Raw genomic sequence first — 6252 nt, forward strand, 5'->3', positions numbered from 1 at the left:
CGACGGAAGACATCGAATTCCTCCTCGCGGAGAGTGCGGCCGCCCTCTGCCAGCAGGCCGGCGATCGGGATGGTGCCCAGGGTGAGCGCCCGCATCTCGCCGTCACGGCGGTACCGGTCGGCAATCCGCGAGGCGGAGAGCATCGAGTCGATCCGGCCGGAACCGATCTCGTCGGCACGGGAGAGCACGGCAATCGCGCTGATGGTGCGGATGCTGTGGCCACCCGCGTCACGGAAGGACTCGAGGAACGACAGGTCTGTCGCGTGCAGATGACGGAGCAGGTAGATCACCGCATCCGCGTCCGGCGATGTCTCCGGGGACGCCAGGAACCGGGTCGAGCGCTCGGATGTGGACGGGGACAGCGACCCGACCCCCGGGGTGTCGATGAGGATGTTCGCGCGCAGCGCCTCCGCAGGCCAGCCCACATCGATGCGCTCCACGTCGTCCGCGCTGAGGCGCGCGGCGTCCAGGTCGATACGGCCCCCGATCCGCCCGATCGGCAGCCTGCGTTGGGTGCCATCGCGGAGCTGCGCCGTGATCCCCGGAGTGTGGGCGTGCCGATACCAGGTGACGGCGCGGGTGCACTCGCCGGCGTCCGTCGGGGCGATGGCCTCACCGATCAGCGCGTTGAGCAAGGTCGACTTGCCCGCCTTGACCATGCCCGCCACGGCGATCCGCACCGGCTCTCGCAACCGGAGGTCGAACTCGTCCAGCATGCGCTGGGCGATCCGGTCGTCCGCGTAGTGCGCACGCGCGGCGTCCACGACGCTCGTGACGTCAGAGGTACGGACCCGACTCACGACCGACGCTCCGGCAGCCATTCCTCCAGCGGCGGCACCTGCCCACGCAGCGCCTGGACGTGCTGCAGCTGAGTGCGCAACTGTACGACGCGGCCCTCGCGATCGGCGGAGAAGTTCGCCGCGGCTTGCTTGGCGACGAGGACGGACTCGGACAGGGAGCGGTGCAGTTCGTCCGCGATCGATCCGAAGTGATCGCGGGCCACCCGCTGCACCTGCCGCAGGCGGTCCTTCAGCTGCTTCCCGACTTGGAAGACCACGTCATCGATGTGCCGGCGCACGATGTTCTTCGCCTCCGCCTGGCGTCGGGCCAGCCGGGTCGCCACGTCCTCCCGATAGGCCTTGCGACCGACGACGACACCGGCGAGGAGCGACAGCGGGTTGAGAAGGCTGAGACCGACGACGCTCGTGGCGAGCCCGACCATCAGCACCCCGCTGTACGACCCGCGCACCCCCACGTACAGCTTCTCCGCGGCCGACATGTGCCCCTCGTCGAGATGGTGCAGCGGCTCGACCGGGTCCAGGACGCCGTCGGTACCTGCGACGTCGATGTAAGGGATGAGCGAATCGTCGCGCAGGAACTCATCCGCGACGCGCTCGGTCAGCCATCGGGATCGCTCGGACGTCCACACGAAGTTCTCCGATACGACAGCGGCGATACGTTCGTCCAGCCACGTCGCCAGCCGATCCCAGATGGGCCCCGGGTCGCTCTCCTCGATCGCCGCCTCTGCCTCCCGTTGCACGCGACGCAGCCGGTCGCGGAGGTCGTGCTCCGTGTCGGCCATGAGATCCGCGATGCCGTCACTGAGCATGACCTGCCAGCGCGCGGAGCGCCCGCGAAACTCATCGGCGCGGGCTTTGGCCTCCTCCAACCGCAGGATCATGGCGGGCGTCTGCTCCGGATTCAGGATCGCGTTCAGCTCCGCATCCAGGCTCATGGCCAGCTGGTCGAGCGCGGACCGGGCATCGTGCACGGCCGACCGCTGGTGGAGCGCCGATGCCCGCGCCAGCACGTCCTGACGCAGATGCGTGATCAGGGCGGGGAACCCGGACTCCGAGTTCAGCTGGGCGTCCTGCCCTTCCGCGGCCAGCAGCCGCAGGTCGCTGGAGACGGCGAAGAGAGGGATCCCGCCGACCTGTTCCAGGTGCGAACGATCGATCTGCTCGATCTGACGCCACTGCGGGTACATGTCGGTCTTCGACAGCACGGCGGCGACGTTGGGTGACATGCGCTGGGCGTGCCGGAGGAACTGCATCTCCGGTTCGGTGTACTCCTGCGAGGCGTCCGAGACGAGGAGGACGGCGTGGGCGGTGGCCATCGCCGCGAGGGTGCTGAGCGATTTCGTGGACTCGAACCCTCCCACGCCGGGCGAGTCGACGAGGCGGAGGCCGCCGCGAAGGAGCTCCCGAGGCAGCGCGACCTCCGCGCCGATCACACCTGCCGGGCGCTGCTCGGCGGAACGCTCGGATACGTAGTCGGCCAGGTCGGCGAGCTCGATCTCGACGCGTTCCACGTCGCCGGCGGGCGAGTCCACATCGCGGACGAGGATGGTGGCGCGGGGCGTATCGGAATACCCCACCGACATGGGCACACTCGTCGCCACATCATCGTCGACGGGGCAGGCGGGCGCGTTGACGAGCGCGTTGACGAGCTTGCTCTTGCCCTGTTTGAACTGGCCCACCACGATCACGCGCACGTGGGGGTCGAGGAGTCGTTCTCTCGCCTGCTGCAATCGGCCCAACAGGTCGGTTCGGCCCAGGCGGCGAGCCATGATCCCGACGCGATCCAGGACGAGAAGGAGCGCATCGTGCGCCGTGCCATCGGCGGTGTCGCCCGTGGGCGCTGCGGTCACGGGTGTGGTGGGTTCGGGCACCGATATTCTTCTTTCTTCCGCCGCGCCAGGTCGCGGCACATCTCGGGAGCGGGCCAGTGGCCCTGGGTCGTGATGACCCAGGGCCGCTGCGCGACGGTACGGAGAAGAACCGCCGCGAGGTGGGGATCTACAAGGGGGGCAGGTCCCCGCCCGCGTCGCTCACGATCGCCGCGTCGCTGCTGTCCCAGATGACGTCGGCATCGATGTTCCAGTCGCTCTCCGTCGTCGCCGAGATCTCGTCGTTGAAAGAGTTGTCGGCGGTGTAGGTGACGGAGTCGTCATTGAAGGAGCTGTCGATGTTCCAATGCACGGACCCGTCGCTGACGGTCTCGGTCACGTCTTCCGTGTTGTTCGAGTCGTGGACCGTGGTGATCGTCGTCGTGTTGTCGAGGTTGATGTCGCCCCCGGCCTCGAACGTCGTCGAGTCGTCCAGGTGCTGATCGATCTCGACGCCGCCGCCCGCGGCGACCGCGCCGTCTCCGGATCCGACGATGGTCTGGCTGGAGAACTCCTGGTCCACGGACCACGCGTCGACGTTCTGATTCACCGAGCCGTCGATGATCGTCGCGCGACCGTCGACGTACAGGTCGCCGCCGCCGGCACCGCCCCCGCCCAGCGTGACGTTGCCGAAACCGGTGTTGTACTCCCGGTTGCCGACGTTCACGGCGTGCGAGTCGGTGGAGGAGAACTCGAAGGTGTTGCCGGAGTCGTGCCACGAGTTGTCCGTGGTGGTGTTGTCGGAGTCGTGGACGCTGTTGTCCGAGTTGTCCGTCGTGGAGTCGTCCGTGTAGGTGTTGGTGGACTCGAAGACATCGCTGTCCGATGTCACATCGTGGGAATCGCTGTTGAACGACCCGTCGATGTCGAGCGCGGCATTGCCGCTGTCGTTGACCGAGTTATCGGTGTTGCCGACGCCATCCAACCCCACGTTGAGGTTGGCGCTGTTGGTGACGTTGGTGTTGAAGGAGTCCCGCGCCCTCGCGTTGAAGGAGTCCTGGAAGTCGTCGAATGCCATGATCTGTGTCACTTTCTTTCATAGCTGTTGGGGGCGGGGGTCCCGGCCACCCGTGAGTGACCGGGGAGAGGCCTCACAAGCCGAAGTCGTCGGCGATGAGTGCGTCGTGGCTGTCGACGATCGCGTCCACGTCGGCATCGATCGTGGTCGTCTCGTCCCAGTCGACGGTCGAGGTGAACGAGTCGGTCGCGGTGTACGTCTGGGAGTAGTCGTTCCACGAGTCACTGATGTCGGTGTGCGTCGACGAATCGGTCTCGGTCGTGGTGGATGTGTACTCGTTGTACGACCCCACCGTCATGTCGATCGTCGTCTCGTTGCCGATGTTGATGTCGCCGCCGGCGCTCATGTGCGTCGACGAGTCGATCTGGGTCGTGATGCTCACCCCGTCGCCGGCTGCGATGGCGTCGTCACCGCTGGCGACCACCGTCTGCGAGCCGAAGTACTGGCCCACGTGCCCGCCGTCGATGTTCTGGTTCACCGAGCCGTCGACGATGGTGACCCGCCCGTCGACGAAGCTGCTGCCCGTGCCGGACGCCGCGGCAGCCGCGGCCGCGCCGCCGCTGAAGGTCACGTCACCGAAGCCCGTGTTGTATTCCCGGTTGCCCACATTGATGGTGTGGTCGTCGGTGTAGGTGAACGTGGCGGTGTTGCCCGAGTCGTGCTGCGAGTTGTCCGTCGACGTGTTCCCCGAGTTCGAGGTGCTGTTGTCCGAGTTGTCGGTCGTCGAGCTGTCGGTCCACGTGTTCGTCAGGCTCCACGTGTGGGTGTCGTTGTCCTCGTTGTGGGAGTCTGTGTTCCCCGAGTCGGAGATCCCGACGTCGAGGTTTCCGCTGTCGTTGACGGAATCGTCCGTGTTGAACGAGTCGGCGAGATCGACTCCGACCGTCAGGTCGTTGTCGACCGTCGAGTTGAACGAGTCGGCCGCCGCCATGTTGAACGAGTCCTGGTAGTCATCCAGAGGCATGATCGCTTTCCCTCCTTCGGGGCCGCGCCCCGCCTTGTGTGTTGCCTCACGGTAGGAGCAGGCCGTTCCCTCCCGCATCGGGGACCTCTCCGCGTCCTCCCCGGTGCGCCTGCGGGGGTGTCCCCTAACCGCCGGGCCCGGCGGGGGTATGCGTGCGCCGTAGGCTGATCGCGTGGACATGGCCGAGCTGCGGACCCTGCTGACCCCCGAAGGGCTCACACTGGTCGACGAACTCGGCGAGCTGCCCTCGACCGATGCCGTCGCGGCGGCGGTCTCGCGGCTGCGCCGGGCGGGCCACTCCCCCGATCTGGTCTCGGCGGCCGTCGGCCAGGCGCGGCTGCGTACTCGCGCCCGCGGCAAATTCGGCGAGCTGTCGGAGCGGATGCTGTTCACCCGGGCGGGCCTCGAGCAGGCGACGCGGCTAGAGGTCGCGACCCTCCACGCCGCCCGGTTCCGCCGCGCGGGCGTGACCCGGGTCGCGGATCTCGGCTGCGGACTCGGCGGCGATGCGCTCGGCTTCGCGGGGCTCGGGATGCGAGTGCTCGCCGTCGACGCGGACGAGATCACCGCAGCGCTCGCGGCCTACAACCTCGCCCCCTACGACGCGGAGGTGCGCCATGCGCGGGCGGAGGACGTCGAACTCGCGGGCGTGGATGCAGTGTGGCTCGACCCCGCCCGCCGCACCGCCGGCCACGGCGAGACCCGACGGGTCGGCGCCGGCGAGTACACGCCGCCCCTCGACTGGGCGTTCGCGCTCGCGGAGCGCCTGCCGACCGGCATCAAGCTGGGGCCCGCCTTCGACCGGGATGACATCCCGGAGGGTGCCGAGGCGCAGTGGATCGGTGTGGACGGCTCGACGATCGAGCTCGTGCTGTGGTCCGGTGCGCTCGCGCGGGAGGGCGTGCGCCGCGCCGCCCTCGTCATCCGCGGCGGGGTGGCGCACGAGCTGACCGCGGCAGCGGATGCGGAGGACGTGCCGGTGCGCGAGCTCGGCGCGTTCGTGCACGAACCCGACGGGGCGGTGATCCGCGCCCGCCTCATCGGCGATGCGGCGCGGGCGCTGGAGGCCGGCATGCTCGCGGAGGGGATCGCCTATCTCACCTCGGATGCGGCGCTCACGAGTCCCTTCGTGCAGTCGTTCCGGGTGCGGGAGGAACTCCCGGCCGACACGAAAGCGCTCGGCAAGGCCCTGCGTGAGCGCGGCATCGGGCGTCTGGAGATCAAGAAGCGCGGCGTCGATGTCGACCCGGCCGAGTTCCGAACCCGACTCTCACTCAAGGGTCAGGCGAGCGGCACCCTGGTCCTCACCCGGATCGGGGGCGACCGCGTCGCGCTCCTCGCGGACCGGGTGGGCGCCAGCTCAGGCGGCAGCGAACCGTCGACGTGACGAAGGGCGGAGCGCCGAAGCACCCCGCCCTCGTCACTCAAGGAACTCAGTAGTTGTAGTAGCCGCCCAGTGTGCCGACGGTCGCGAAGTAGGCGATCAGGCCAAAGATGAAGATCAGGCCGAAGATCAGGCTCACCCCGATCGCGACGAAGCCGGCGATGATCGCGACGAGCGACATCCACGGCGGTGCGCCGGGCTCGGTCTTCTTGGCGCGG

5 protein-coding genes are annotated in these 6252 nt (G+C 68.4%); 1 reads left to right on the forward strand and 4 read right to left on the reverse strand.

What is annotated here, in order from left to right; translation table 11 throughout:
• The 4 genes from NT132_RS05215 to NT132_RS05230 all read right to left on the reverse strand — a co-directional run.
• Window positions 1–800: dynamin family protein (locus NT132_RS05215; RefSeq protein WP_297785857.1), on the reverse strand; the 800-nt coding region annotated here is incomplete at its 3' end.
• The gene (locus tag NT132_RS05220) at window positions 797–2671 is read right to left on the reverse strand and encodes a dynamin family protein (protein ID WP_297785860.1); all 1875 of its coding nucleotides are present in this window, start codon (window positions 2669–2671) and stop codon (window positions 797–799) included. The genes NT132_RS05215 and NT132_RS05220, both read right to left, overlap by 4 nt.
• Before the next feature lie 127 nt (window positions 2672–2798).
• Window positions 2799–3686, reverse strand: coding sequence for a hypothetical protein (locus tag NT132_RS05225; protein ID WP_297785863.1), 888 nt, complete (start codon window positions 3684–3686; stop codon window positions 2799–2801).
• Window positions 3687–3759: 73 nt separating this feature from the next.
• Window positions 3760–4650, reverse strand: a complete 891-nt coding sequence (locus tag NT132_RS05230; RefSeq protein ID WP_297785866.1) for a hypothetical protein — start codon at window positions 4648–4650, stop codon at window positions 3760–3762.
• Window positions 4651–4822: 172 nt separating this feature from the next.
• On the opposite strand from NT132_RS05230, the gene NT132_RS05235 reads away from it, so the two are divergent.
• The gene (locus NT132_RS05235; protein ID WP_297785868.1) at window positions 4823–6037 is read left to right on the forward strand and encodes a class I SAM-dependent methyltransferase; all 1215 of its coding nucleotides are present in this window, start codon (window positions 4823–4825) and stop codon (window positions 6035–6037) included.
• Window positions 6038–6252 lie beyond the last annotated feature (215 nt).

Source organism: Microbacterium sp. (assembly GCF_026393345.1).
GTDB lineage: Bacteria > Actinomycetota > Actinomycetes > Actinomycetales > Microbacteriaceae > Microbacterium.

Bases quoted from the DNA above. Each gene is read 5' to 3' on its own strand.
- NT132_RS05225 (WP_297785863.1), bottom strand. From the start codon at position 3,686: ATGGCATTCGACGACTTCCAGGACTCCTTCAACGCGAGGGCGCGGGAC.
- NT132_RS05230 (WP_297785866.1), bottom strand. From the start codon at position 4,650: ATGCCTCTGGATGACTACCAGGACTCGTTCAACATGGCGGCGGCCGAC.